This is a genomic window from Brevundimonas alba (genome assembly GCF_011927945.1).
Taxonomy (GTDB): Bacteria; Pseudomonadota; Alphaproteobacteria; order Caulobacterales; family Caulobacteraceae; genus Brevundimonas; species Brevundimonas alba.
Genome location: NZ_JAATJM010000001.1, coordinates 151,275 through 177,187, shown reverse-complemented (window position 1 = coordinate 177,187; position 25,913 = coordinate 151,275). Strand labels below are relative to the sequence as shown.

The 25,913-nt window shown below is 68.8% G+C and carries 22 protein-coding genes; 15 read left to right on the top strand and 7 right to left on the bottom strand.

Translation table 11 applies throughout. The features are described 5' to 3' along the window. The first annotated feature begins 38 nt into the window (after positions 1-38). The 9 genes from murC (at position 39) to lpxC (ending at position 12,633) form a co-directional block, all read left to right on the top strand. Positions 39-1,469 (top strand): UDP-N-acetylmuramate--L-alanine ligase, encoded by a 1,431-nt coding sequence (gene murC / locus GGQ87_RS00690; protein ID WP_168044811.1) that lies wholly within the window; start codon positions 39-41, stop codon positions 1,467-1,469. Continuing rightward, the gene (gene murB, locus GGQ87_RS00685; protein ID WP_168044810.1) at positions 1,466-2,377 is read left to right on the top strand and encodes a UDP-N-acetylmuramate dehydrogenase; all 912 of its coding nucleotides are present in this window, start codon (positions 1,466-1,468) and stop codon (positions 2,375-2,377) included. The genes murC and murB overlap by 4 nt, the downstream gene beginning before the upstream one ends. Continuing rightward, positions 2,361-2,861, top strand: coding sequence for a DUF5946 family protein (locus GGQ87_RS00680; RefSeq protein ID WP_168044809.1), 501 nt, complete (start codon positions 2,361-2,363; stop codon positions 2,859-2,861). The genes murB and GGQ87_RS00680 overlap by 17 nt, the downstream gene beginning before the upstream one ends. A 51-nt stretch (positions 2,862-2,912) precedes the next feature. Then, on the top strand, positions 2,913-3,851 hold the full coding sequence (locus GGQ87_RS00675) for a D-alanine--D-alanine ligase (protein ID WP_168044808.1): 939 nt from the start codon (positions 2,913-2,915) through the stop codon (positions 3,849-3,851). Further along, positions 3,839-4,726, top strand: a complete 888-nt coding sequence (locus GGQ87_RS00670) for a cell division protein FtsQ/DivIB (protein WP_168044807.1) — start codon at positions 3,839-3,841, stop codon at positions 4,724-4,726. Before GGQ87_RS00675 ends, GGQ87_RS00670 begins: the two co-directional genes overlap by 13 nt. Positions 4,727-4,742: 16 nt before the next feature. After that, positions 4,743-6,071 (top strand): cell division protein FtsA, encoded by a 1,329-nt coding sequence (gene ftsA, locus GGQ87_RS00665; protein ID WP_168044806.1) that lies wholly within the window; start codon positions 4,743-4,745, stop codon positions 6,069-6,071. A gap of 217 nt (positions 6,072-6,288) precedes the next feature. Then, complete coding sequence (locus GGQ87_RS00660; protein ID WP_168044805.1) at positions 6,289-9,687, top strand: TonB-dependent receptor domain-containing protein; 3,399 nt, start codon at positions 6,289-6,291, stop codon at positions 9,685-9,687. A gap of 242 nt (positions 9,688-9,929) precedes the next feature. Beyond that, entirely contained in the window at positions 9,930-11,546 is a 1,617-nt protein-coding gene (gene ftsZ, locus GGQ87_RS00655) for a cell division protein FtsZ (protein WP_168044804.1), read from the top strand. Positions 11,547-11,733: 187 nt separating this feature from the next. Further along, positions 11,734-12,633, top strand: coding sequence for a UDP-3-O-acyl-N-acetylglucosamine deacetylase (gene lpxC, locus GGQ87_RS00650; RefSeq protein ID WP_168044803.1), 900 nt, complete (start codon positions 11,734-11,736; stop codon positions 12,631-12,633). A gap of 9 nt (positions 12,634-12,642) precedes the next feature. Here the strand turns inward: lpxC and pgeF are convergent, their stop codons facing one another. The 3 genes from pgeF to lgt all read right to left on the bottom strand — a co-directional run bounded on the left by pgeF (position 12,643) and on the right by lgt (position 15,410). After that, complete coding sequence (pgeF, locus tag GGQ87_RS00645) at positions 12,643-13,413, bottom strand: peptidoglycan editing factor PgeF (protein ID WP_168044802.1); 771 nt, start codon at positions 13,411-13,413, stop codon at positions 12,643-12,645. A gap of 2 nt (positions 13,414-13,415) precedes the next feature. Beyond that, the gene (locus tag GGQ87_RS00640) at positions 13,416-14,441 is read right to left on the bottom strand and encodes a class I SAM-dependent methyltransferase (RefSeq protein ID WP_168047196.1); all 1,026 of its coding nucleotides are present in this window, start codon (positions 14,439-14,441) and stop codon (positions 13,416-13,418) included. 63 nt (positions 14,442-14,504) lie between these two features. After that, the gene (gene lgt, locus GGQ87_RS00635) at positions 14,505-15,410 is read right to left on the bottom strand and encodes a prolipoprotein diacylglyceryl transferase (protein WP_168044801.1); all 906 of its coding nucleotides are present in this window, start codon (positions 15,408-15,410) and stop codon (positions 14,505-14,507) included. 181 nt (positions 15,411-15,591) lie between these two features. Between lgt and GGQ87_RS00630 the strand changes: the two genes are divergently transcribed. The 3 genes from GGQ87_RS00630 (at position 15,592) to GGQ87_RS00620 (ending at position 17,246) form a co-directional block, all read left to right on the top strand. After that, positions 15,592-15,867: an accessory factor UbiK family protein gene (locus GGQ87_RS00630; RefSeq protein ID WP_168044800.1), complete on the top strand. Its 276-nt coding sequence runs from the start codon at positions 15,592-15,594 to the stop codon at positions 15,865-15,867. 64 nt (positions 15,868-15,931) lie between these two features. After that, positions 15,932-16,435, top strand: a complete 504-nt coding sequence (locus GGQ87_RS00625; protein WP_168044799.1) for a type III secretion system chaperone family protein — start codon at positions 15,932-15,934, stop codon at positions 16,433-16,435. Positions 16,436-16,439: 4 nt separating this feature from the next. Then, positions 16,440-17,246, top strand: coding sequence for a pyrroline-5-carboxylate reductase family protein (locus GGQ87_RS00620; protein WP_168044798.1), 807 nt, complete (start codon positions 16,440-16,442; stop codon positions 17,244-17,246). On the opposite strand, the gene GGQ87_RS00615 is transcribed toward GGQ87_RS00620, so the two are convergent. The 3 genes from GGQ87_RS00615 to GGQ87_RS00605 form a co-directional block, all read right to left on the bottom strand. Next, on the bottom strand, positions 17,236-17,730 hold the full coding sequence (locus tag GGQ87_RS00615; RefSeq protein WP_168044797.1) for a hypothetical protein: 495 nt from the start codon (positions 17,728-17,730) through the stop codon (positions 17,236-17,238). The genes GGQ87_RS00620 and GGQ87_RS00615 overlap by 11 nt on opposite strands. An 81-nt stretch (positions 17,731-17,811) precedes the next feature. Beyond that, positions 17,812-19,155: an ATP-binding protein gene (locus GGQ87_RS00610; protein ID WP_168044796.1), complete on the bottom strand. Its 1,344-nt coding sequence runs from the start codon at positions 19,153-19,155 to the stop codon at positions 17,812-17,814. Positions 19,156-19,162: 7 nt separating this feature from the next. Continuing rightward, positions 19,163-19,894: a response regulator gene (locus GGQ87_RS00605; RefSeq protein WP_168044795.1), complete on the bottom strand. Its 732-nt coding sequence runs from the start codon at positions 19,892-19,894 to the stop codon at positions 19,163-19,165. Positions 19,895-19,982: 88 nt separating this feature from the next. Between GGQ87_RS00605 and GGQ87_RS00600 the strand changes: the two genes are divergently transcribed. Then, positions 19,983-20,861: a branched-chain amino acid aminotransferase gene (locus GGQ87_RS00600; protein ID WP_168044794.1), complete on the top strand. Its 879-nt coding sequence runs from the start codon at positions 19,983-19,985 to the stop codon at positions 20,859-20,861. Positions 20,862-21,302: 441 nt separating this feature from the next. On the opposite strand, the gene GGQ87_RS00595 is transcribed toward GGQ87_RS00600, so the two are convergent. Further along, positions 21,303-22,241, bottom strand: coding sequence for a DUF4349 domain-containing protein (locus tag GGQ87_RS00595; protein ID WP_168044793.1), 939 nt, complete (start codon positions 22,239-22,241; stop codon positions 21,303-21,305). Positions 22,242-22,461: 220 nt separating this feature from the next. On the opposite strand from GGQ87_RS00595, the gene GGQ87_RS00590 reads away from it, so the two are divergent. Both GGQ87_RS00590 and acs read left to right on the top strand, forming a co-directional pair. Continuing rightward, a complete protein-coding gene (locus GGQ87_RS00590) occupies positions 22,462-23,733 on the top strand; it encodes a NupC/NupG family nucleoside CNT transporter (RefSeq protein ID WP_168044792.1) in 1,272 nt (423 codons plus the stop codon). A gap of 63 nt (positions 23,734-23,796) precedes the next feature. Further along, positions 23,797-25,752, top strand: coding sequence for an acetate--CoA ligase (gene acs, locus GGQ87_RS00585; protein WP_168044791.1), 1,956 nt, complete (start codon positions 23,797-23,799; stop codon positions 25,750-25,752). Positions 25,753-25,913: the final 161 nt, after the last annotated feature.

Sequence of the window (25,913 nt, the reverse complement as noted above, 5' to 3'; positions counted from 1 at the left end):
GTGTCGCAATCGCTCCGAAGCCTTGCTAAGCCGCTGCGATGATCGCACGCCTTCGTCCCGTTCCCTTCGACCTCGGTCCCGTCCATTTCGTGGGCATCGGGGGGATCGGCATGAGCGGCATCGCCGAGATCATGCTCAAGATCGGCTATTCGGTGCAGGGCTCGGACGCGAAGGCGTCGGCCAATACCGAACGGCTGGAGAAGCTGGGAGCCCGCATCTTCATCGGCCATGACGCGGCGCACATCGGCGACGCGGTTTCGGCGGTGGTCTATTCGACGGCGGTCAAGGCCAGCAATCCCGAGATGATGGCGGCCCGCGAGCGTCGCATTCCGCTGGTGCGCCGGGCCGAGATGCTGGCCGAGCTGATGCGGCTGCAGTTCTCGATCGCGGTCGGCGGGACGCACGGCAAGACCACGACGACGTCTATGGTGGCGGCCATTCTGGACGCCGGCGGGCTGGACCCGACGGTGGTCAACGGCGGGATCATCAACGCCTATGGCACCAACGCCAAGGTCGGCGACGGCGACTGGATCGTCGTCGAGGCGGACGAGAGCGACGGCAGCTTCCTGCGCCTGAAATCGACGGTGGCCATCGTCACCAACATCGATCCCGAGCATCTGGACCACTACGGCGACTTCGACGGGGTTCGGAAGGCGTTCGTGGACTTCGTCGAGAACATCCCCTTCTACGGCTTCGCCGCCGTCTGCCTCGACCACCCGGAGGTGCAGCGGCTGGTCGCCTCGATCGATAACCGGCGGCTGGTGACCTATGGGGTCAACCCCCAGGCCATGGTCCGCGCGGACAACTGCGACATGCGCGCGGACGGCTGCCGTTTCGACGTGGTCATCCAGGGCCGGGGCATGGCCGCCATGGACGAGCCGACCCGGATCGAGGGCCTGCACCTGCCGATGGCGGGCTGGCACAATGTGTCGAACGCGCTGGCGGCCATCGCCGTGGCGCGCGAGCTGGACGTGTCGGACGAGGCGATCAAGGCCGGGCTGGCCGGCTTCGGCGGGGTGCGGCGGCGGTTCACGACCACGGGCGTGGTCGGCGGGGTTCGGATCGTCGACGACTATGGCCACCATCCGGTTGAGATCGCCGCCGTGCTGAAGGCGGCGCGGCAGGTGGCGGAGGGGCGGGTTATCGCCGTGGTCCAGCCGCACCGTTTCACCCGGCTGCGCGACCTGATGGAGGAGTTCTCGACCTGTTTCTCGGACGCCGACGCGGTGATCGTGGCCGACGTCTATGCGGCGGGCGAGGCGCCGATCGAGGGGGTCGACAAGGATGGGCTGGTCGAGGGCATCCGCCGGTTCGGGCACCGGTCGGTGCAGGCGCTCGAGGGGGTGGATGCGCTGCCTGCGGTGATCGCGGCGGAGGCCAAGGCCGGCGATCTGGTGGTGCTGCTGGGGGCGGGTGACATCACCCAGTGGGCCTATGCACTGCCGGGGCAGCTGGAGGGGCTGTCTTGAGCTGGCGTGACTCCCTGCCCCAGGTTCGCGGCAAGCTACTTGCTAACGAGCCGCTGGGGCCGTTCACATGGTTCCGGGTGGGCGGGAACGCCGACGCCCTGTTCATCCCGGCCGATCCCGACGACCTCGCCCACTTCCTGAAGGCGCTGGACCCGGCCGTCCCCGTGACGGTGTTGGGGGTAGGCTCCAATGTCATCGTGCGCGACGGCGGGGTTGAGGGCGTGGTGATCCGGTTGGCCGGCCGGCCGTTCGCGGGGATCACGACGGAAGGCGACACGATCACGGCCGGGGCAGGGGCGCTGGACTCGATGGTGGCCAAGGCTTCGGCCAAGGCAGGGTTGGCGGGGCTGGAATTCTACGCGGGCATTCCCGGGACCATCGGCGGGGCGCTGACCATGAACGCCGGCTGTTATGGCTCGGAGACGAAGGACATACTCGTCGCGGCCTGGGGACTGACGCGGGCGGGGGAGCGGGTCGACTATGCTCTGGCCGACTTCGGCTACACCTATCGGCACTCGGAAGCGCCAGCGGACATCATCTGGATCGAGGCGACCTATCGCGGGACGCCGGACGAGCCGGACGCCGTCGCCGGGCGCATCGCCGAGATCACCTCGCGCCGCGAACAGACCCAGCCGATCCGGGAAAAGACCGGCGGTTCGACCTTCAAGAACCCGCCCGGCCATTCGTCGTGGAAGCTGGTCGACGAGGCGGGCTGGCGCGGCAGGCTGCACGCTGTGACCGGCGGCGGGGCGATGTTCAGCGAGCTGCATTCCAACTTCATGATCAATCCGGGCGAGGCGACGGCGGCGGACATCGAGGGACTCGGCGAGGCGGTGCGGGCGGACGTGCTGGCCAAGACGGGCGTGCAGCTCGACTGGGAGATCAAGCGCATTGGACGCCCCGGCTGACATCGACGTCTGTCCGGGCTGCGGCTCGCGGCTAAGAGCCGTCGAGGGGCCGACCCACGCCTATATGACCTCGTCACCGGCCTGCTGGGCCGCGTTCAACGCGGTGATGGCGCGGGAGTATTCGGATCCGGGGCTCATGGCCGTGCATCGGCTGAGCGTCGACGCCTGGGCCGTGCAACATCCCGGCGACGGCTCGCGGCGGGCGATCCAGTCGGTCGGTCTGCATCTGGCGCGGCTGATGGTGCAGATCGAACAGGGGCTGGAAGGCGAGGCCGCCAACGCCGCGATGCTGGGCTTCGCCGCGCGGAAGGGCTCGCTGCCGGACCTGCCGCCGCGGGCCCGATATGCCGTGACGGTCGCCGACGTGGTGGACGCGGTGGAGCCGGACGCGCACCGGGCGGCGGTGCGCCGCTGGGCAGCCGCCGCATGGGCGGACTGGGCCGATCACCACGATTTCATCCGCCGCTGGGCGCAGGATGGTTGAGGCGTTGTTAAGGACATTCGCCGCATTGCGGTGACCAGTCCGGAGTCCGTCATGAACCGCCCCTTCGCAGACCTTCACGTCGCCGTCCTGATGGGCGGGCTGTCGTCGGAGCGCGAGGTGTCGCTGAGTTCGGGGGCGGGCTGCGCCGACGCGCTGGAGGGGCAGGTGGCCCGGGTCAGCCGTGTCGATGCCGGGCGCGATCTGGCCGCCGTGCTGACCCAGCTGAAGCCCGATGTCGTGCTGAACGCCCTGCATGGGGAATGGGGCGAGGACGGCTGCGTCCAGGGCATTCTGGAGACGCTGCAGATCCCCTACAGCCACTCGGGCGTGCTGGCCTCGGCCCTGACGATGGACAAGGACAAGTCCAAGTCGGTGCTGCGCGCCGCCGGGGTCGAGGTGCCGGGCGGCGGCCTGTTCGACCGGCACGAGGTAGCCAGCCGCCACGTGATCGCGCCGCCCTATGTGATCAAGCCGAACGCCGAGGGGTCTTCGGTCGGCGTCTATCTGGTGCCGGAAGGCGCCAACGGTCCGCAGACCGAAGTGGGGTCGCCCGACTGGACCTATGGCGAGCAGGTGATGGTCGAGCCCTATATCCGGGGCAAGGAACTGGCGGTCGCGGTGATCGGAGAGGCGACCGGGCCGCGGGCCCTGACGGTGACCGACATCACGCCGGTGAAGGGGTTCTACGACTACGAAGCCAAATACGCGCCGGGCGGATCGGTCCACAAGCTGCCAGCCGAGCTGCCGGCCCATGTATTCGAAGCGGCGCTGCGCCAATCCGAGCTGGCGCATGCCGCTCTTGGTTGCCGCGGGGTTTCCCGATCGGACTTTCGTTATGACGATCTTAACGACGTTCTCGTTCTTCTGGAGGTCAACACCCAGCCCGGCATGACGCCGACCTCGCTCGTCCCCGAGCAGGCCGCGCATGTGGGGATGGGGTACAAAGACCTGGTCCGGTGGATGGTGGAGGACGCCTCATGCCCGCGGTAGTTCGCGGCGGTCGGCGACAGAATTCGAAACAGCCCGCCCAGCGGTCTTCGGCTCCCAAATCAGGGGGCAGGGGCCGCGCGCCCCGCAACGCCCCGGCCACGCCGGGCAAGGTGGCGGCGATCGGGCGGCTGGACCTGTCGCCCCGCGCCGTCGTCATCTCCATCGTCGCCGGCGTGGTCGTGCTGGCGGGCGTGCTGGCGACCGGAGCCCGCGCCGAGCGGATCGGAGCCTCGTTCAGCCAGGGCGTGGACGGCATGGCCGTCGGCATGGGGCTGAAGCTGGACAAGGTCTTCATCGAGGGCGAGTCCGCCGAGGCGACGGGCGCGATCCAGCGGGCCGTGCAGTTGGACGGCGGCCAGGCCATGACCTCGATCGACCTGGACGCCGTGCGCAAGCGGGTCGAGAGCGTGGGCTGGGTCAAGTCGGCGCGCGTCGTTCGGCTGCTGCCCAACACCCTGATCGTGCACGTGACGGAGCATGACCGGCTGGCCATCTGGCAGGCCGGTGGACGCAACATGGTCATCGACAGCCACGGGCAGGTGATCCGCGGCGCCGACGCCGGCCGCTATCCGAACCTGCCGCTGGTCGTCGGCAAGGGCGCCGAACAGGCGGCGGCCGAAGTGCTGCCGCTGATCGCGCAGCGGCCGCGGCTGATGGCGCGTCTGGAGGCGCTGGTGCGCGTGGACGAACGCCGCTGGGACCTGCGTCTGAAGGACGGCAGCCTGATCCAGTTGCCGGCCACGGATCAGGACGCGGCCCTGATCCAGCTGGACGCGCTGGACCAGCGCGAGCGGCTGCTGGAACTCGGGTTCGCCCGCATCGATCTGAGAACGCCCGAGGAGGTCGCCGTCCGGCCCTCTTCCGGCGACGCGTAAGGGCAGGGATACCAGTATGGCTGGACGGTCTGTGGACAAGTCTGTGGATGGCGCCAAGGGCGCGGCGGGCCGCGCGCCGGTCGTGGCGGCGCTGGACCTCGGCCAGTCGAAGGTCGGCTGCTTCATCATGAAGCCCGACGGCGTGCGCCACGCCGACCGCACCATCCGGGTCGCGGGCGCGGGCCATGTGCAGTCGCGCGGCATCCGCGGCGGCGGCATCGTCAATATGGACGAGGCGGCGCAGGCCATCGGCCACGCCGTCGAGCGGGCCGAGCGGGCCGCCGGATCTCCGGTCTCGGGCGTGGTCGTGACGACCGCTATCGGCCAGATGGCCAGCCACCGAGTCCAGGCCCGCGTGTCGCTGGGCGCCAATCCGGTCGGCGACGCCGATCTGGCCCGCGTCATCGCCATGGCCCTGGCGCAGATTCGCCTGCCGAACCGCCGGCCGATCCACGTGCTGCCGATCGCCTGGTCGGTGGACGGCGCGCGAGGCGTGCACGATCCGCGGGCGATGCGCGGACATTCGCTGGGACTGGACCTGCTGGTGGTGTCGATGGCCGAGAGCGCCTTCACGGCGCTGAGCCACTGCCTCGAGCTGGCGCATCTGGACCTGCAGGGCGTGGTGGCGGCACCGGTGGCGTCGTCGCTGGCGGCGCTGGAAGACGACGAGATGGATCTGGGCTGCGTCTGCATCGACATGGGCGGCGGCGCGACCTCGGCGGCGGTCTGGGGCGGGCGCAGCCTGCTGCACATCGAATCGCTCAACGTCGGCGGCGACCACGTCACGGCCGACATCGCCCGCGGCCTGTCGACCTCGCGGGCCGGAGCGGAGCGGCTGAAGACCCTGCACGGCTCGGCCATGGCCAGCGCCAACGAAGACCGCGAAATGCTGGAGGCCCCGCCGCGCGGCGAGGATCCGTCGGCCGGACCGGTGGTGGTGCCGCGGGCCATGCTGAAGACGGTCATCGCGCCGCGCGTCGAGGAGACTCTGGAGCTGCTGCGCGACCGGCTGCGGAATGCCGGGGTGGGGCTTGAGCCGGGCGCCGGCCTGGTGCTGACCGGCGGCGCGAGCCAGCTGAACGGCGTGCGTGAGTTGGCGGTGCGGGTGTTCGACCGGCCTGTTCGGCTGGGCAAGCCGCAGCGCGCGCCCCACCTGGCGGACGCGGCCTCCGGCCCGGCCTTCTGCTCGGCCGCCGGCGTGCTGCTGCGCGCCGCCTATGGTCCTCGGGAGGCCGTTTCGGCCCGAAAACTCATGTCGCGCCAGATTACGGCCGCCGATGCGCCGAAAATGCACCGGGGCGGGATAGTGGCGCGCGCGGCGGGCTGGTTGCGGGAAAATCTCTAGCAAACCCAATGGCCGGTCGCTGACCGCGGGCATGCGGAGGTTGGCTGTTCCGCGTCAGGACTGTGTCCAGATTGTAACAGAGCCTGCCTTGATTGGGCGCCGAACGGCCACATTCCCTTGCCGACCGCATCGTTGCTGTTAGCGTGCAAATTCGAAGCGGAGTCCGTCGCAAGGCGGATGACGCGTCTCGTATTCATCATCGGTTGGGGCCCAACACATGCTTCTCAAGCGCAAGTTTCTCTTCGGTACGACGATCCTCGCGGGCGTCGTCGCCGCCGCGGCTCCGGCCCTGGCTCAGGACCAGCTCCCGGGCGTGAACGTCACGGGTCAGCAGGGCCAGGAAGCCACGCAGATCGAAGAAGTCGTCATCACGGGTTCGCGTATCCGTCGTGACCCGGTCAACTCGCCGACCCCGCTGATCCAGGTCCAGCGCGAAGACCTGCTGAGCACCGGTCAGGCGACCGTCATCGACTATCTGGCCACCATCCCGGCCCTGTCGAACTCGCTGGTCCCCTCCGACACGACCGGCTCCAACCTGAACGACGGCGGCCTCGAGTTCGCCAACCTGCGCTCGCTCGGCACCGGCCGCACGCTGACGCTGGTCGACGGTCGCCGCCGCGTGGGTTCGTCGGCCGGCACCCTGTCCGTCGACGTTTCGACCATCCCCCGCCTGCTGATCGAGAACATCGAGATCATCACCGGCGGCGCCTCGTCGGTGTACGGCGCCGACGCCGTCGCGGGCGTGATCAACTACATCCTGCGCAAGGACTTCGAAGGTCTCGAAATCGACGCCAACTACGGCCAGCTGGTCCAGGGCGGCGAGGCTGACACGCAGCGGATCTCGGCCCTGGCCGGCATCAACCTGTTTGACGACCGCCTGAACCTGTACGTCCACGGCGAGTGGGACCGTCAGGAAGAAGTCTACCTCGAGCACATCGACTGGATGAACCGCAGCCGCGTGGCGCTCGGCATCGATGCCGACCCGACCCAGGCCGCGCTCGGCCCGGTCAACGACGGCTTCATCGATCTGGCCGAGTTCTACGGCGCCCGCCGTCTGGACCGTCCGGCGTGGGGTTCGACGACCCTGGCCAACATGCAGCGCCCGAGCCGCCTCAGCAATCCGCTGGTGCCGTTCGCCAACTGCGCCGGCCTGTCGACCTCGGCCAACTGCTTCAACGTCGATCCGGCCTACACCTACTGGTATGACGGCCCGGTCGGCCGCCTGGCCAACTTCGGCCAGCGCATCGGCACCACGGGCGCCAACCGTCCGTGGAACATCGGCGGCGACGGCGAACTGGCCAACAAGACCAAGTTCGACCAGCGCTCGCGCTCGCCGTTCCAGGAGTCGGAGCGTTATCAGGCCGGCCTGAACTTCCAGCTCACGGACAACATCAACTTCTACGCCGAAGGCAAATACACGACCGAAGACACCTTCGACGTCGGTCAGGCTTCGTTCTGGGACATCTTCATCGCCGATGCGGTGTTCGGTTGCGGAGCCAACGGTATCGGTAACAACTGCGGCTCGGTGAATGCCCCGGGCCTGATCAACGGCACGTCGCAGTTCTCGACGCGCACGGACAACGCCTTCCTTCCGGCCAACGTCCGCACCGCGATCCAGACCAACACCTTCGTCCGCTACAACGCGGCCACCGCCAACGCTGACGGCACGGTCGCCAACCCGGCCCAGGCCGGCCCGATCGCCGACCACCGCGGCTTCGGCATCGACCGCAACCAGACCAACAACCGGGAAGTGACCCGCTGGGTCGCCGCCCTGGAAGGCAACTGGGACAGCGTCGCCTTCGTCGACAATGTGAACTGGACCCTGTCCTACGTTCACGGCGAGATGAACAACATCAACCGTGAAGAAGGGCCGGATGCGATCCGCTTCGCCCACGCCATGGACTCGGTCGTCGACCTGGCCGGTGAAGTGAACGGAACCCCGGGCGAAATCGTCTGCCGGGTGCAACTGCTTCGCGCCCGCGGCGTGCAGATCGCTGAGCAGAACCCGTTCACCGCGACCACCTTCTATACGGATCCGGCCACCAACCCGGAGATCGAGGACTGCGTGCCGCTGAACGTGTTCGGCGCCGGCAACCAGAGCCAGGCGGCGCTCGACTACATCACCACTGCGATTCGCGTTCGTGAAACCAACGAGCAGGAAAGCGCCGTGGCGGCCATCTCGGGCCAGCTGTTCGACCTCTGGGGCGCCGGTCCGATCGGCCTCGCCGTGGGCGCCGAATACCGCCGCGAATACACCGAAGGCGTGGGCCGCAGCGCGGACACCAACAACCGTCTGCTCCAGCTGAACACCGGCGCCGACTTCCTGCCCGCCGAATACGAGTCGGAAGAATGGTTCGCGGAAGTCTCGATCCCGCTGCTGCGTGACTCCTGGCTGGGTGAATACGCCGAACTGAGCGGCTCCTACCGCGCGTTCGACTACACCTACGCCGGCGAGGGCGACGTCTACGGCGTGAACCTGGTCTACCGTCCGATCCAGGACATCACGGTCAAGACGAGCTTCAACACCTCGTTCCGCGCTCCGAACCTGAACGAGAACTTCCGGCCCTTCGGCCAGACGTTCGTTAACGGCTTCGTGGACCCCTGCTCCACCCCGGTCATCGCCAATTTCCAGGGCGACGACGCGGCGCAGGTGAAGGCCAACCGTATCGCCAACTGCACCCAACTGGCCGCGGCCAAGGGTCTGGCGTACGACTTCGGCTCGCTGACGGTGACCCAGGCTGACGACTATCGTCCGAACGCCTACGCTGGCATCGCCAGCGTTCTCGGCGGCAACCCCGCCCTGACGCCGGAAGAGTCGGAATCCTTCACCTTCTCGACGGTGCTGGCTCCGCGGATGTTCCCGGACCTGTCGATCGTTCTCGACTACTACGAGATCACCGTCACCAACGTGATCACCACCCCGGGCGGCCAGTTCCTCGCCGACGACTGCGTCAGCGGCGCGACGCTCAACACCCAGACCTGCGGCCTGGTGTTCCGTAACAACCCGAACACGGCCGACCCGTTCGACGTGTTCAAGGTCGGCGCCCCGAACGGCGACCCGATCGGCGGCTTCATCCTGGCCCCGATCAACCGGAACAAGCTGGAAACCCGCGGTCTGGACTTCACGGTCAACTACTCGCTCGATACCGAAGAAGCCTTCGGCCATAACTGGGGCCAGTTCGACTACAGCCTCGGCGGCCTGTGGCTGATCGACCAGAAGAACTTCACCGACCCCGTCAATCCGAACTTCTTCACGGACTCGACGAGCGGCGTGTTCTTCCCGCGGGTGGAGTTCGTCTCGCGCCTCACCTGGCGCCCGGCGGACACCTTCGCGGTCACCTGGACCGCCGACTGGCAGACCTCGCAGGACCTGAACAAGATCCGCGACCTGGTGGCCACCGGCAACCTGGACAACCAGCCCTACGAGTGGAACGCGACGGGCAACTTCGTCCGCCACGACCTGTCGGTGCGCTACGACCTGCGCGACGACCTGACCCTGCGGGCCGGTGTGACCAACGTGTTCGACGCGGAAGGCCCCCCGTACCTGGGCTTCGCCTCGTCGTTCGACCCCTACGGCCGTCGCTTCAACATCGGCCTGAACTACCGTCCGTTCTAAGACCGGACAGCACGTCAAAGACGGAAGGGGCGGCTCGCGAGAGCCGCCCCTTTTCGTTGTCCACAGGGGGAAATCTGCGGCGAAGGTTAATGAATTCCGTGGCCGACGGCCCGACTCAGCCTATCCGGTAACACTTGCTTAAGCAGATGGGGTGTTTCCTTAACACGCTCATAACCAATGCGAATCGGCGGGGTTTCGCATCGGGCGGCAAGGGCAGGGTCGGATAAGGTCGGATATCAATTATGTCTCTTTCGCTGGTGCGTCCGCAACACACGGAACTGAAGCCCCGGATCGTCGTCTTCGGCGTCGGCGGCGCAGGCGGCAATGCCGTCAACAACATGATCGACGCCGGCCTTGAAGGGGTCGAGTTCGTCGTCGCAAACACTGACGCGCAGCACCTGTCGTTCGCCAAGACCGACCGCCGCGTCCAGCTGGGCGAAACCATCACCCAAGGCCTGGGCGCGGGCGCCCATCCCGAGGTCGGCATGAACGCCGCCGAGGAATCGGCCGAAGAGATCTACGGGCACCTGGACGGCGCCCATATGGTCTTCATCACCGCCGGCATGGGCGGCGGCACCGGCACCGGCGCTGCGCCCGTCATCGCCAAATGCGCGCGTGACCGCGGCATCCTGACCGTCGGCGTGGTGACCAAGCCCTTCACCTTCGAAGGCCGTCACCGCATGCGTCTGGCCGAGGCCGGCATCGCCGAGCTGCAGCGCTACGTCGACACCCTGATCGTCATTCCGAACCAGAACCTGTTCCGCGTCGCCAACGAGCGCACGACCTTCGCCGACGCGTTCGGCATGGCCGACCAGGTGCTGCACTCGGGCGTCCGTTCGATCACCGACCTGATGATCCTGCCGGGCCTGATCAACCTCGACTTCGCCGACGTTCGCGCCGTCATGTCCGAGATGGGCAAGGCGATGATGGGCACGGGCGAGGCCGCGGGTGAAGACCGCGCCCTGCAGGCCGCGCAGAACGCCATCGCCAACCCGCTGCTGGACGAGACCTCGCTCAAGGGCGCCAAGGCCGTTCTGGTGAACATCACCGGCGGCATGGACATGACCCTGCTGGAAGTCGACGAGGCCGCCAACGCCATCGCCGGCGAGGTGGACTCCGACGCCAACATCATCTTCGGCGCCGCCTTCGATCCGGCGCTGGAAGGCAAGATCCGCGTCTCGGTCGTCGCCACCGGCATGGAAGACCTGTCCGCGGCCCAGACGCCGTCGAACACCTCGTCCTCGATCTTCGACACGCGCCGTCCGACCCCGTCCTACGCCGCCTCGCGCGCCGAGCCGGTGCGTCAGGACTCGGTGCGGGAACCGGTCCGCGAACCCGTGCGCGAGCCCGTCCGCGCCGAGGCGCCGCGTCAGCCCGAGCCGGCGCCGATCATCCCGACCTTTCAGTCCGCCCAGCCGACCTACGGCGCCGTCGCCCGCGCTCCCGAGCCGCGCCCGGAGCCGGTGATCCACGTCGCCGAGGAACGCACGCTGGAGCCCATCGTCGATCCGTGGGTCGAGGAGTATGAATCCTCGCCGCGCACGGCCGCCCAGGCCACGGCTCCCGTGGCGCAAGGCGACCTCTATATGGACCGGATGGGCGACCGCCCGGCGCCCCAGCCCGAACAGCGCCGCGACGAGCCGGCCTACGACGATCACGACGACCGCGATCATCGCAAGTCGGGCTGGAGCCTGTTCGGCCGCGGCAAGCGTCAGCCGGCGCAGCCGACCTATGCGCCGCAGTCCCGCACCACGGAAATGCGCGCCACCAGCCAGGTCCAGCCCGCAGCTGAGCCCGATCTGGGTCAGGCCGAGGACGATCTGGAAATCCCGTCCTTCCTGCGCCGCCTGGCCAACTAGGCCGGATCGCCATGATACTGGCCGCCCCGGAGCTCCGGCTCCGGGGCGGTCGTCGTTTCAGGGCTGTGCCAGACCGAAACAATCCGAAACCCGACTTTCATTTTCCGCTAGCGCCCGGGCCGGTAGACGGTTCTTGGGGCGAACTCCGCACGAAGAGGCGGGGCGCAAGTTGAAGCGAGTTTGAGTTTTGCCGGTCCGCAACGACCATCACCAGAAGACGACCGTCGCGCCCGCGATCATCGCCGGCGTGGGCGTGCACACGGGTGATCGGGTGCGTCTGGCCGTGCGCCCGGCGCCGGTCGGCACGGGCATCGTCTTCGTGCGCACCGACATCACGGATCGCGACAACCGTATCCCGGTTTCGGGCGAGGCCGTGGTCGACGCCCGGCTGAACACCATGATCGAGAATGGCGCCGGCGTCCGCCTGTCGACCATCGAGCATCTGATGGCCGCCTTCGCCGCTCTCGGCGTGTCGAACGCCGTGGTCGAGGTGGACGGCCCCGAACTGCCGATCCTGGACGGGTCGGCGCTGCAGTTTGTCCAGCTGCTGGACCGCGCCGGCTTCCGCCGTCAGGAGGCGCCGGTCCGCTATATCGAGATTCTCGAGCCGATCCGGGTTCAGGAAGGCGACAAGAGCGCCGCCCTGCTGCCGTGCGACCGCTATGAGATGCGGTTCGAGATCGATTTCCCGACGCCGGTGATCGGCAATCAGGTGGTGGACTTCGTCGTCGACGAGGAGACCTTCCGGAACGAGATCATGGCTGCCCGCACCTTCGGCTTCGCGCACGAGGTCGAGGCTCTGCGCCGCGCCGGTCTGGCCCGTGGCGGTTCGCTGGAGAACGCCGTGGTCATCGATGGCGACCAGATACTGAACCCCGGCGGCCTGCGCATGGAACGCGAGTTCGTGAAGCACAAGGCGCTGGACGCCATCGGCGACCTGTATGTGCTCGGCGCGCCCCTTCTGGGCCGCTACGAGGGCGTCAAGGCGGGCCACGCGATCAACAACCTGCTGGTCCGCGAACTGCTGGCCAATCCGCAGGCGTGGCGCGAGGTCGTGCGCGTGCCGGAAATGGCGATGGCGGGCTGAACGCCCTGATCAGCCGAGGCTGATCGCGCTCATCTGCCGGCCGAAGTCGGCCTCTCCATTCAGAAAAGCCCGGCGGTTGGAGAAGAACTGCGTCTCGTCGGCGCGGGTGTCTTGGCCGGTCCAGGCGGCGTCGGCGACGCCGGCCTGTTCGAGGCGCCAGAGGACGTAGCCGGCCAGGTCGAACAGGCGTTTGTCGGCGGCGGCGCCGGGGGCGAAGAAGCGGCCGCTGCCGGCGTCGTGGTGTTCGAACCTGTCCTGATAGTCGGCGCCGACCTCATAGCTGGCCTGGGCGATGCAGGGGCCGACAACGGCGACGATCCGGGCGGGGCGGGCGCCAAGCGCCTCCATAGCCGTGACGGTGGAGTGGACGATGCCGCCGAGCGCGCCCTTCCAGCCCGCGTGGGCCGCGCCGACGACGCCCGCCTCCGGGTCGGCGAGCAGGATCGGGGCGCAGTCGGCGGTAAGGACGCCGCAGATGACGCCTGGCGCGGCGGTGACCGTCGCGTCGCCCTCGGGCCGTTCGCCCTTCCAGCCGGCCTTGGCGACGCGGGCGACGGCGGAATGGATCTGGTAGCAGGCGGCGAGGTCGTCGGGGCCGCCGCCGAAGTGGGCGGCGACGCGGCGGCGGTTCTCGGCCACGGCGGCCGGATCGTCTTTCGAGCCTACGCCCGTGTTCAGGCTGTCGTAGAGGCCCGTCGAGACGCCGCCTTGCCGGGTGAAGAAGCCGTGGCGCACCCCGGCGCGGTCGAGCAGGGGGTGGGTGATCGGCTCCAGCGGCATCCTCAGTCCTCGAACCCCGGCACGATGAGGGTGCGGGGCGAGAAGATGGCGCAGGCCTTGAACAGCGTGCCCATCTGTTCGGGCGCGGTGAGGCGGGCCAGCTGCCGATCGATGATGGAGGCGGCGTCCGGGCGGCCGGCCTTGAGCCGGTCGGCGCGGGCCTCGACGCCGAGGAGCTGCAGGAATTCACCCTGGCCGAGACAGCCGGTGACGTCCGCGCCGGCGTGGACCGCCGCCTCGAGCACAGTGGGGAAGTCGGCCCACTGGGTCAGGTCGGCGTCGCCCGGTGTGGCGAGGGGATCGACCTTCTGGTGGCGGCGGAGGGCCTGCAGGGTGTCGCCGGGCTCCGGGCGCGAGCGGCCGTAGTCGATCAGCAGGGCTGCGCCGGAGGCGGCCTTGACCAGGGTGGCGATCTCGCGGCCGAACACCGCCTGCTGGTCCGAAATCTCGACCGTCTGGCCGGGCTCGACGTCGAACGCCGGGCGTTTGAAGCCGCCGGTGATGGTCTTCAGCCCGAAGGTCAGCCCGCCGTCGTCGGTGACGCCGACGCAGCGTTCGGCCCAGCCGTCCTCGGTCTTCACGAACTGGCGGGCGGGGAGGCAGTCCAGCACCTCGTTGGCGATCAGGATGACAGGAGCGTCGGTCTCGATCCGGTCGAGCGCGGAGACCCAACGAGGCTCGACGTCGCTGTCGGCCAGCATCCGCGCCTGCGCCGCACGCAGGGGGGCGCTGGGTTCGATCAGGATCAGGTCGAGCGCCTGAAGGAAGCCGGGGGCGACCCGGGCGGCGCGCAGGGCGTCGGCCATCAGCGTGCCGTCACCGGGCCCGACCTCGACCAGCCGCACGCGCTCAGGGGCTCCGAGCCGCTCCCACAGCTCGACCGCCCACAGACCGATCAGCTCGCCGAACATCTGGCTGATCATGGGGGCGGTGATGAAGTCGCCCGTCGCGCCGATGGCAGGCTGCGTCGCGTAGTAGCCGCCCTGCGGATCATGCAGGCAGCGGGTGACGTAGTCCGCGACCGTCATCGGCCCCGTCAGCGCGATCTCACGCGCCAGCCGGTCCCTGAGCGGATTGGCCTTCGGTGACACTCAGGCCTCCGCGGCGACCGGCGGACGGCTCCAGGCGCGCCAGATCAGCCAGGCGCCGATCAGCATCATCGGGGTCGACAGCATCATGCCCATGGTCAGGCCCAGCGGCAGGTGCTCCATGCCGAAGTCGGGCTGGCGCACGTTCTCCAGCGAGGCGCGGACAAGGCCGTAGCCGAACAGGAAGATGCCGGTGACGTAGCCCGGCTTGGCCAGCAGGCGGCCCTTGTAGATGGCCAGCCACAGGATCAGTCCGAGCACGAGGCCCTCAAGCCCGGCCTCATAAAGCTGGCTGGGGTGACGGGCGACGTCGCCGGGGCCCTGGGCCTGACCGTTGACGAAGATCTCGCAACTCGCGCCATAGATGTCGCGCATCCGGCTGCTGCAGAAATTCATGCCCCACGGCGCGTCTGTCGGGCGGCCCCAGAGCTCGCCGTTGATGAAGTTGGCGACCCGGCCGAAGAACAGCCCGATCGGCACCACGGGCGCGACCACGTCCCCGAGGCTGAGCAGGCGGATCTTGTTCTTCCAGGCGAACCAGACGATGGCCAGGGTGACGCCGATCAAGCCGCCGTGGAACGACATGCCGCCGTCCCAGAGGCGGAACAGGGCCAGCCGCTCCCCCCAGCCGGCGCCGCCGAACAGGTCGGCATAGAGGGACGGCTTGTAGAACAGGGCGTAGCCGAAGCGGCCGCCGAGGATGATGCCTAGGGTGATCCAGAGCACCAGATCGTCGAGCTGGACGGTCGTGACCGGCGGCTTGCCCGGCTGCCAGACCGCATTGTTGCGCACGAGACGGTTGGCGTACCACCAGCCGAGGACGATGCCGGCCACATAGGCGAGGGCGTACCAGCGGATGTCCAGCGGACCGATGCTGAACAGAACGGGGTCGAACTCGGGAAACTGCACGGGCGCTCCTGCGGGCGGTTGCTGGGACGGGGTTTAGCAAGCGTCGCAGCGTCCGTCCCTGAAATTTCGGCAAAGACGCGCCCCATTGCCGCCATACGCCGCATCGACAGCAAGGTTTCGTTCACCATATCGAGCAACCATCCCTTAACGACGCTCGCGTGTGCCGAGTCGGAGAGTTTCGATGCAGACCCGCAACCCCATCCTTGACGAGTTCGCCAAGCTGACCACCGGCGCGATGGGACTGGCGCAGGCCGCGGGGGAGGAGGCGAAGACCGCCTTCCGCGCCCAGGCCGACCGTTTCGCCGCCGATATGGATCTGGTTCGGCGCGACGAGTTCGACGTGCTGAAGGCCGAGATCGCGGCGTTGCGAGCTGCAATTACGGCGCTGAAGGCGGCGAAGAAGCCTCAAAAGGGAACGTCCACAGCGGCTTCTCCCGCACAGGACGCAGCCGGTTGAGCCGAATCTGCGAACCCGCCTACCGTTCCTGCAGAGGGCGTGAGTCGCGCCCGGAGACCGCTTGATGGACACTGCACGGCCCGAAGAAGTCGACGTACCCTACGATCCTCTGGATGTCGTGGAGCACGTCCTTGTGGCCGAGAACCTGCCGTTCGACCGCACCGACGAGGGCGATCTCGCCTTCGCCCTGGCCGGTGACTGGAAGGACTATGAGCTGTGGTTCGCCTGGCGGCCGGAGGGCGACTGCCTGCAGCTGTGCTGCGCGCTGGACCTGCAGGCGTCGAAATCGCGCCGGGCGGCCGCCTATGAACTGGTCGGCCTGATCAATCAGCGGACCTGGATGGGTCATTTCGAGGTCTGGGCAGAGGACGGCGAGATCGTCTTCCGCCACTCGCTGGCCCTGCCGATGGGCGAGCGCCCGACGCTGGGGCAGGCCGCTTCGATGATCGATGCGGCGGTTGAGGCGGCGGACCGCTACTACCCCGCCTTCGACTTCATGATCCGCGGCAACAAGAAGCCGCAGGAAGCGATCGACTCCTGCCTGTTCGAGACCGTCGGCACGGCCTGAGGCCATGAGCCAGTCCTCTGGAAACGGCGCCGTGGTTCTGGTGGGCTGCGGCCGGCTGGGCTCCGCCATTCTGGAAGGCTGGCTGGCGACGGAGACCGTCGCGCCGGCTGAGCTGATCATCGTTACGCCGTCGCAGAAGCCCGCCGCTGAGGCTGCGCGGGCCCTCGGCGCGCGGGTCAATCCGCACGGGGCGGCGTTGGCTGAAGCGCGGGCCGTCGTTCTGGCGGTCAAGCCGGCGAATTGGCGGGAGGCGCTGAGGCCCCTGCTGCCCCACCTCGCGCAGAGCGCGGTGTTGATCTCCGTCATGGCGGGGGTGAGGGCGGGCGAGATCGCCGAGGCCTCGACGCGTTCCGTGGCCCGTGTCATGCCCACGACGGGAGTGGCGCAGGGCCGGGGCGTGGCTGCGCTCTGGTCGGCGGACGTCGAGGCGCGGGAGACGGCGCGGGCGTTGTTCGCCCGGATGGCCGACGTCGTCGATCTGGAGCGGGAGGCGCAGATGGACGCGGCGACGGCGGTGGCCGGTTCGGCGCCGGCCTTTATCCACGCCTTCGTTCAGGCGCTGGCGCGGGCGGGGGAGACGCAGGGGCTGTCCAGCGAGGCGGCGGAGCGGCTGGCGCGAGGCGCGCTGCGGTCAGCGGGTGCGGGGGCCGAGACGGGCGAGCCGCTGGAGGCCCTGATCGCCCGCATCGCCTCGCCGGGCGGGACGACGCAGGCGGGGCTGGAGGCGATGGCGGCGGCCGGTGACCTCGACCGGGCGGCCGAAGCCGCCGTCGAAGCCGCCGTGCGGCGCGCGCAGGCGATCAGCGGCTGACGTAGCGGCCTTCGGCAAGACGGGTCGCGAGCCGCTGGTAGGCGCGGTCCGCGTCCTGCCAGACGCCATAGCCACGCACGTCGGCGAGGTTGTTCGAATACCAGTCGTAGCGGACCGGCAGCACCTGACCGTCGGCGGTGGTGATGCTGCCCTCGATGGTCGCGCCGCCAATGGAGATGCTGCGATGGCCGTCGAGGCCGGGGCGATCCGCCAACTGCTGGAAGGTCGGCCGGTTCGGCTTCAGATCGGTCAGGACGAGATCGATCCGGGCGCCGTCGAGGCCGCCGCTGCGGCTCAGGGCCCGGCGAACGACTTCGGCAAGGCGGTCAGCCTGCTCGTTCACATCGCGTTGGCCGAGATCCTCGACCTTGTCCTGCAGGTCGGGACCGAGGGTGACGTTGATCGAGGCGGGATCGGCGAGCGCCGGCGTCGCGACGACCGCGAGAACCGTTGCCAGCGGAGCGAGAAAGGCCAGTTTGCGCATGTGTATCCTCCAGACGCCCTGTCGAATGGAAGATGCGCCCTGCACCCCCGTTTCGCCAGTGGGCGCGGCGATTTGTAATGCTCAGCCGGGCAGGCGGATGATGGCGCTCAGGCCGCCCAGATCGCTGCGGTCCAGGGTGATGTCGCCGCCGTGGCTGCGGGCCACGTCGCGGGCGATGGCGAGGCCGAGGCCTACGCCCTTGCGGTTCTGGTTGCGGGAGGCGTCGAGCCGGGAGAAGGGGCGGAAGGCTTCCTCGTGCATGTCGTCGGGAATGCCGGGGCCGTCGTCCTCGACCGTGATCTCGAGGCCACCGGAGGCCAGGCCGCGGGCGCTGAGCCGGACGTGCTCGCCATGGGCGGCGGCGTTGCCGGCGAGATTGGCGAGGGCTCGTTTAAGGGCCAACGGGCGCAGGCTGGCGGTGAGTTCGGGCGGCGCCTGGATCTCGACCTCGGCGCCGGCGCGGCGGGCGTCCTCGGCGGCGACGGCGAGCAGGTCCGCGATGGAGACGGTCTGTGCGGCCTCGCCGGCCTCGCCACGGGCGAAGGCGAGGTATTCGTCGATCATATGCTCCATCTCGTCGAGATCGCCCTGCATGGCCGTGGAGCGTTTGAACGGCGGGGCGAGGGCGAGTTCCAGCCGCAGCCGGGTCAGGGGGGTGCGCAGGTCGTGGCTGACCGAGGCGAGCAGGGCGGTGCGTTGCTCGATATGGCGCTGGATACGGTCGCGCATGTCCATAAAGGCCTTGGCAGCAGCGCGGACCTCGCGGGCCCCGTGGGGTTTGAAGCGACCGCTGGTCTCGCCGCGCCCGAAGGCCTCCGCCGCCTCGGCCAGCCGCTCGATGGCGCGGACCTGATTGCGAATGAAGAGGATGGCCACGCCCATCAGCAGGATGGTGGCGATCAGTAGCCAGACGACGAAGATATGGGCCTGTGTGGCGACGGCCCGTTCGCGGGGGGCGATGATGCGCAGCACGCCGTTGGGCTGCTGCACCCGGATGTCGACATAGGCGGGGTAGCGGGTGGTCGAGAACCAGAACGGGCGGTCGAGCCGTGACGACAGAGCCTCTTCGAGAGCCCGGTCGACGACGCCGATGGGGCCGCGATCCTGTTCGCGGGGCAGGACCTCGCCTTCGCGCAGGTCGACGGAGAGCGACATGGAGCGCTGGGCCCGGTCGGCGATGACCGCGAGATTCCGCTGGGTCGGGTCCTCGGCGTAGCTTTCGGAGGCCCAGGCGATGTCGCCGGCCAGCCCTTCGGACAGGCGGGCCGTGACGGTCTGCCAGTGCATGTCGAAGAAGGCCCAGGTGACGGCGACCTGCATGACCAGCACGGGCAGGACGATGATCAGCAGCGACCGGCCCCAGAGGGAGGTCGGCAGGCGCCGCTTCAGCACCCGGGCCCAGACGCCGGCGGGAAGCAGGCGCATCGTCCGCTCAGTCCGGGGCCAGCATATAGCCGACGCCGCGCACGGTCTGGAGGTAGCGCGGGTTCTTGGGGTCGGCCTCGAGCTTGCGGCGCAGGCGGGTGACCTGGACGTCGACGGCGCGGCCGGTGATGTCGGCCGTGTCGGGCGACAGGCTCATGCGCTCGACCGGGGCGTGGGCGTGGATGGCGAGGGTCTTGAGCAACTGGGCCTCGGCCTCGGTCAGGCGCTGGGGCTTGCCGTCCTTGGACAGTTCGAGGCGCTCCATGTCGAACACCGCCGGGCCCAGCTTGATCTCGCGCGGGGTCAGGGGCTTCCCGCCGGTGCGGCGCAGGATGGCGTCGACGCGCAGGGCCAGTTCGCGCGGGTCGAACGGCTTGGACATATAGTCGTCGGCGCCGCGGGACAGACCTTCGATGCGGTCGTCGGGATCGCCGCGCGCGGTCAGCAACAGCACCGGGGTCTTCGAGGTCTCGGCCTTTGAGCGAACCCAGGTGGTCAGGTCGAAGCCGCTCTCGCCCGGCATCATGACGTCCAGCACCACCAGGTCGAACTCGATCAGCTCCATCAGCCGTTTGGCGGCGGCGGCGTGGGCCGCGCCGGTGACGCGGTAGCCCTCGCGGGCGAGAAATTCCTTCAGCAGCTCGCGGATGCGATCGTCGTCATCGACGACCAGCAGGTGGCGGCCCGCGCCGGGGCCCGCGATCGGCCCGGAGCGGCCATGGGGACGCACATCGCTCATGCGCCGACGGTCCGGCGGGCCGGCGAGCCGTTGACGGAGGCAGTGCGGACGGGTCTAACCCGGGGGCAGACGCGGGAGACGTTATTCAATGGCCTTCGTTCCTTTCGACGATCGTGACGGCTGGATCTGGGTGGACGGCGATTTCGTGCCCTGGGGGGACGCGAAAACGCACGTTCTGACCCATGCCCTTCACTACGGCTCGTCGGTCTTCGAGGGTGAGCGTATGTATGGCGGCGAAATCTTCAAGCTGACCCCGCATAGCGAACGCCTGAAGCGCTCTGCAAACCTGCTGGATTTCGACCTTCCGTACAGCGTGGCCGAGATCGACGCGGCCTGCAAGGCGACCTGCGAGAAGATGGGCCTGTCGGACTGCTATCTGCGGCCGGTGGCCTTCCTCGGGTCCGAGTCGATCAGCGTCTCGGCGATCCACAACAAGGCGCGCGTGGCCATCGCCGTCTGGGACTGGCCGAGCTATTTCGACCCGGAAACCAAGGCCAAGGGCATCCGGCTGGAGTGGTCCAAATGGCGCCGCCCGGACCCGGCCACGGCCCCGTCGGCGGCCAAGGCGGCCGGCCTCTACATGATCTGCACCATGTCGAAGACGGCGGCGGAGCGGCGCGGCTACGCCGACGCCATGATGCTGGACTGGCGCGGCTACGTCGCCGAGGCGACCGGCGCCAACGTCTTCTTCGTGCAGGACGGCGTGCTGCACACGCCGCCGGTGGATGCGATCCTGGACGGCATCACCCGCCAGACCATCATCGAGATGGCCGCCGCCAAGGGCATCGAAGTCATCGTGCGCCACATCCGGCCCGAGGAGCTGGCCACGTTCAGCGAATGCTTCCTGACCGGCACGGCCGCGGAGGTGACGCCGGTGAGCGAGATCGGCGAATACCGCTTCACCCCCGGCGCCCTGAGCCTCGGCATCATGGAAGACTACGGCCGACTGGTGCGGCGGCAGGCCTGAGATTTGGCACTGTTTTGCGAAAACGGCGTGCCAACAGTGCCAAAATCGGCCACGCGGTTTCAATGAAAACAACGACTTGAACTTTTCGGCCCGACGAAGCGTGCCAGATCATGCGAGACGGGCGCTGCATACGGCGCGGCTGGAGTCGCTGCGTCGATCGTCAGATTGTCAAAGACCCGGGCGCGTGAACGCAGCCCTCTGAGGTGGGCTGGCGAAGCCGGTAATCAAGGGCATCAAAGGAATAAATTCCTGACAAGCGCCGATGCCCTCTCCCGGCGGGAGAGGGCTTGAGCCTCCGGGAACGAAGTGATCGGCAAGGCGAAAGGGTGAGGGGCTGTCGTCAGCGGAAGTCGGCCCGCATCCGACCCTCACCCTTTCGCGCAGCCACTCGCCCTGCAGGCTCCTGGGCGCTCAAGCCCTCTCCCATTGGGAGAGGGATGCCTAGGCGGCGGTTGTCGGAGCCGGCTTGCGGCGCCGGACGACGGCCCACCAGACGGCGCCGCCGATCACGGCGACCGGCAGGAGGACCGAGCCGGCGGTGATCAGGACGGCGAGCATTCCCATCGACAGGCCGAAGGCGTCGCTGAGGGCGCGGGCGACCGGGCGGGTCGGGCTGTTGGCGCCCAGGACGCCGCCTTCGCGGTATTCGAGGGTCAGGCGCGCGGACTGAACCCGGTCGTTCAGGGCCTTCAGCTGCAGCTGCTGGGCGTCATACTGGCGCTGGAGGTCCGCGAGCTGGCGCTCGATCTCCAGCCGCTGCGCCAGAGTGCCGCCGGAGCGGCGCTGCAGTTCGCGGATGCGTTCGGCGAGCGAGGCGGTGGTTTTGGCGCCGGTCGCGGCGGCGTCGATACCGCCGGTGACGTCCTCGCCCTCGGTGAGCGCCTCTTCAAGCCGGCCGCCGGCATTCTGTGCGTCGACTGCCAGACCGGCCCGGAAACGGTTGATCCATTCGGGCTGGCCGCGCAGTTCCAGACGACCGCCCGGACTGCGGGAGGCCCAGTCGGCGTTGGCCGAGACGACCTGGCAAAGGCCGGGTCCGGCGGTGACGCAGGCGTATTCGTGACGGCTCATCAGCTCCGCCCCGCGGTCGGACGGCACTGACATCACATAGCTGAAGGCGTAGGCAATCCGGGCGATGGGGGCGAGCGGGGCCGGCGAGAGCGGCGCGACTTCGGGGGCCGTGGACGCGATCGCCGGGGGCGTGGTTTTGATCAACGCCTGCGGAGCGCGGGCGGCGGCGGTGTCAGCGCTTTCCGTCGCAGCGGCCGACGCGTCTACCGCCTCGGCCGCTTCGTAGGGGGTATCGGTCGTCGCGTCCGCCGGTTGGCAGGCGGACAGAACCAGTGCGCTGGCGGCGGCCAGCATCAGAGCCTTGCGCATCGTCATTCTCCCTGTCGCCGTGGTGATCACGGTTTCGTGATGGCGCGCCCGGATCGCGGCGAACTGTGGGCGCAGGTGAAGCGGAACCTTGGCCGGGCGAAGTCGAATTCAGGTCAGGGTCACCGGCCGCTTGGCGCCGGCAGACGGCGGCTTGCCAGAACCCCTCGCGTGGCGTTCAACGGGGCAGGGCCGGCGGGGAGCCGGACGGGGATGACCGTCGATGTTCAGCGTGCTGAATCTGCAAAGCCTTCTGGGTCTGGCCGTGATCGTCGCCGCCTGCTGGGGGCTGTCCGAGAACCGCAAGGCCTTTCCCTGGCGGCTGACGCTGGGTGCGATCGCGGTGCAGGCCGGGCTGGTGCTGGCGTTGTTCGGCATTCCGGGTTCGCAGGTCGTGCTGCACGCCATCACGGGCGCGGTGGACGGGCTGGCGACGGCGACCAACCGGGGCACGCAGTTCGTGTTCGGCTATCTGGCCGGGGGAGATCAGCCCTACGTCGTCGGAAACGAGGGGGCGCTGTTCACCTTCGCCTTCCAGGTGCTGCCGCTGATCCTGGTGATCTCGGCCCTATCGGCGCTGCTGTGGCACTGGAAGGTGCTCAAGTGGATCACCCACGGCTTCGGCATCCTGTTCCAGCGCACCATGGGTCTGGGCGGGGCGTCGGCGCTGGCGGTGGCGGCCAACATCTTCTTGGGCATGATCGAGAGCCCGATCGTGATCCGCGCCTATCTGGACAAGCTGACCCGGTCCGAGCTGTTCCTGATGATGGTCGTCGGGCTGGCGACCGTGGCGGGGTCGACCATGGTGGCCTATGCGGCGATCCTCGGGCCGGTGCTGCCCAACGCGGCGGGCCATGTGCTGGTCGCCTCGATCGTCTCGGCGCCGGCGGGCATATTGCTGGCGCGGATCATGATCCCCGAGACGCCCGGCATGGGCGGGGCGCACGCCGACTACGACTCCGCCCTCAAATACGACAGCGCCATCGACGCCATCGTCAAGGGAACGGCCGATGGTCTGATGGTGGTGCTGAATATCTCGGCGGTGCTGATCGTGTTCGTCGCCCTGGTGGCGCTGGTCAATGTGATGCTGGGCGGGTTCTGGCTGTTCGACGGGCCGGTCACGGTCGAGCGGATGCTGGGCTGGCTGTTCATGCCGGTGGCCTGGCTGACCGGGGTGGAGTGGTCCGAGGCGGGCCGGGCCGGATGGCTGCTGGGGGTCAAGCTGACATTGACCGAGTTCGTGGCCTTCATCGAACTGGGCAAGGTTCCGGCCGGCGAGATGAGCGAGCGGACGCGGATGCTGATGACCTATGCCCTGTGCGGGTTCGCCAACATCGGCTCGGTCGGGATCACGGTGACGGGGCTGAGCGTGCTGATGCCGGAGCGGCGCGAGGAGGTGCTGGGTCTGGTGTGGAAGGGGCTGTTCGCCGGCTTCCTGGCGACCCTGATGACGGCCGCCGTCGTGGGGGCGATGCCGGCGATCATTTTCCGCTGAGGCGGCCGCAGGAGGGGCGGCGCGCGTTGACCCGGCGGGACGGCGGGGGCAGCATCCGCGGCCATGACCGACCAGCCTGACGTCTATCCCGTCCCGTCCGAATGGGCGCAGCGGGCCCGCATGAACGCCCATGGATACGAGACCGCCCGCACCTCGGCCCGCGAAACGCCCGAGGCCTTCTGGAGCGAGCAGGCGCGGCGGCTGGACTGGATGACGGCGCCGACGCGGATCAAGGACGTGTCGTTCGACAAGGCCGACTTCCGCATCCGCTGGTTCGAGGACGGGGTGCTGAACGTCGCCTGGAACTGCCTGGACCGGCATCTGGAGACGCGCGGGGACGAGACGGCGATTATCTGGGAGGGCGACGATCCCGACCAGTCGGGCCGGCTGAGCTATCGCGAGCTGCACCGCGAGGTGTGCCGCATGGCCAATGTGCTGAAGGGGCAGGGGGTCGCCAAGGGCGACCGGGTGACGATCTATCTGCCGATGATCCCGGCGGCGGCGGTGGCCATGCTGGCCTGCGCCCGGATCGGGGCGGTGCATTCGGTGGTGTTTGGAGGCTTCTCGCCGGACAGTCTGGCCGGGCGGATCGAGGACTGCGGCTCGAAGGTGGTGATCACCGCCGACGAGGGGCGGCGCGGCGGCAAGCGGGTGCCGCTGAAGGCCAACGTCGACGCCGCGCTGGAGAAGGCGGCGGGGGCGATCGTCGAGACGGTGCTGATCGTCTCGCACACCAACGCTGACATCCCGATCGTCGAGGGCCGCGACGTGCGCTACGGCGAAGCCAAGCACGGCGTGTCCGACGACTGCCCGTGCGAGCCGATGAACGCCGAGGACCCGCTGTTCATCCTCTACACCTCGGGATCGACGGGTAAGCCGAAAGGCGTGCTGCACACCACGGGCGGCTATCTGTTCTGGGCCGCGTGGACCCATGAGCTGGTGTTCGACTATCGGCCGGGCGAGGTGTTCTGGTGCACCGCCGACGTGGGCTGGGTCACGGGGCACAGCTATTGCGTCTATGGCCCGCTGGCCAATGGCGCGACGACGCTGATGTTCGAGGGCGTGCCGAACTGGCCGGATCACAGCCGGTTCTGGCGGATCATCGACAAGCATCAGGTCGAGATCTTCTATACGGCGCCGACCGCGCTGCGGGCGCTGATGCGCGAGGGAGACGGGCCGGTGAAGGCGACATCGCGGGCCTCGCTGCGTCTGCTGGGCAGTGTCGGCGAGCCGATCAATCCGGAGGCCTGGCGCTGGTATCACGAGGTGGTGGGCGAGGGGCGCTGCCCGATCGTGGACACCTGGTGGCAGACCGAGACCGGCGGCGTGCTGGTGTCGCCGCTGCCGGGCGCGACGCACCTGAAGCCGGGTTCGGCGACGAAGCCGCTGCCCGGGGTGGAGCTGGAACTGGTCGACGCAGACGGGATGGTGCTGGAAGGGGCGGTGTCGGGTAATCTGGTCATCACCGATAGCTGGCCGGGGCAGATGCGGACCGTCTGGGGCGATCACCAGCGGTTCTTCGACACCTATTTCAGCGCCTATCCCGGCAAGTATTTCACCGGCGACGGCTGCCGCCGGGACGAGGACGGTTACTACTGGATCACCGGCCGGGTGGACGATGTGATCAATGTCTCGGGGCACCGGATGGGCACCGCCGAGGTCGAGAGCGCCCTAGTGCTGCACGAGGCGGTGGCGGAGGCGGCGGTGGTCGGCTTTCCGCACGAGATCAAGGGGCAGGGCATCTATGCCTATGTGACGCTGAACGTGGGCGTCGAGCCGACCGAGGCGCTGCGCAAGGACCTGATCGCGCAGGTGCGGCGCGAGATCGGCCCGATCGCCGCGCCGGACGTAATCCAGTGGGCGCCGGGCCTGCCCAAGACCCGTTCGGGCAAGATCATGCGGCGCATCCTGCGGAAGATCGCGGAGAACGAGGTCGGCGCGCTCGGTGACACCTCGACCCTGGCCGATCCGGCGGTGGTCGACGATCTGGTGCGGAACAGGGCGGCCGGACGGCCCTGAGATTCGGCCCTCTGGCAGCAGGCGCTGCCAACCGCGCCCGATCGCGGGGCCACGCGCCCGTTGCATGCACGGGCTGACCCCGTTGTGCGCCCGGCGCCCAGTCCAGGCTCCCACGTCCAAGACGGTGCGCGCCGCATCTCGCTACGAGTCACTCGCGTCGC